We start from the raw sequence: 1042 nt of genomic DNA, 5'->3' as shown, positions 1-1042 counted from the left end.
TATATCCGTCGTCATTGAAGATGCTTGATTTTTCATTTGTATCAGATCATGATCGCGCTCATGAAAATTAATCTGACAGATGCCCAAAAAGAAGCCCTCGAATTGATGCATGATACGACTCGCGATGGACGAGTACGTGACCGCATTAAGGCCGTGCTTTTGGCCTCAGAAGGCTGGACTGCCCAGATGATTGCCCAGGCTTTGCGGATCCATGAAAGTACGGTGAGTCGCCATCTGAAAGATTACTTCTCTGAGGAAAAACTCGCCCCTGAAAATGGGGGCTCTGAAAGCCGTTTGTCTGCCGAACAAACGACAGCATTAGTGGAGTATCTGATGGCAAATTTGATGCACACTACCGCCCAAATTGTGGCCTATGTTCGGGCTCGATGGCAGGTGACTTTCACTGTTGCAGGAATGACGAAATGGCTTCACCGTCAGGGTTTCAGCTACAAGAAGCCAATGGGTGCTCCGCATAAATTTGATGCGGATAAACAGCAACAGTTTATTGAAACCTACAACGCGTTGAAAGAAGAATGTGGCCAGAATACGCCTATTTTGTTTATTGATGCGGTTCACCCGACCCTGTCCACAAAATTAAGTTATGGCTGGATGAAGAGCGGGCGGAAGCACGTCAAAGTGGTTGAAACCACGGGCAGTCGTACTCGACTCAACATCATGGGTGCCCTTAATTTACAACGGATTGAAGAGACTATTGTTCGTGAATATCCGACGATTAACGCGAAAAATGTCGTCCTTTTTTTCGGCTCAATCCGGGAAACCTACCCACTTTCGCAAAAAATCCACATTATTCTGGATGGTGCGGGTTATCACCGTTCCGCAGTCGTTCAATTTTTTGCCGAGGTTTTGAATATTGAGTTGCACTACCTGCCGCCTTACAGCCCTAACCTCAACCCGATTGAGCGATTATGGAAGTATGTGAATGAGCAGGTACGAAACAATGTCTATTTTCCGGATACCAAAACATTCCGTGAAACGCTGCGTCACTTTTTTCATGTCACATTGCCAGAAAAAGCGAAAGAGC

Annotated in this window: 1 protein-coding gene; it reads left to right on the top strand. The window is 46.3% G+C overall.

Annotated elements, in window-relative coordinates; translation table 11 throughout:
• Positions 1 to 60: 60 nt before the first annotated feature.
• A partial coding sequence (locus NXS07_RS20265; RefSeq protein ID WP_258087545.1) for an IS630 family transposase occupies positions 61 to 1042 on the top strand: 982 nt, incomplete at its 3' end.

The organism is Xenorhabdus bovienii, assembly GCF_024721015.1.
GTDB lineage: Bacteria > Pseudomonadota > Gammaproteobacteria > Enterobacterales > Enterobacteriaceae > Xenorhabdus > Xenorhabdus bovienii.
The sequence above is the reverse complement of the archived record's forward strand: the minus strand, read 5'-3'. Positions and strand labels throughout refer to the sequence as shown.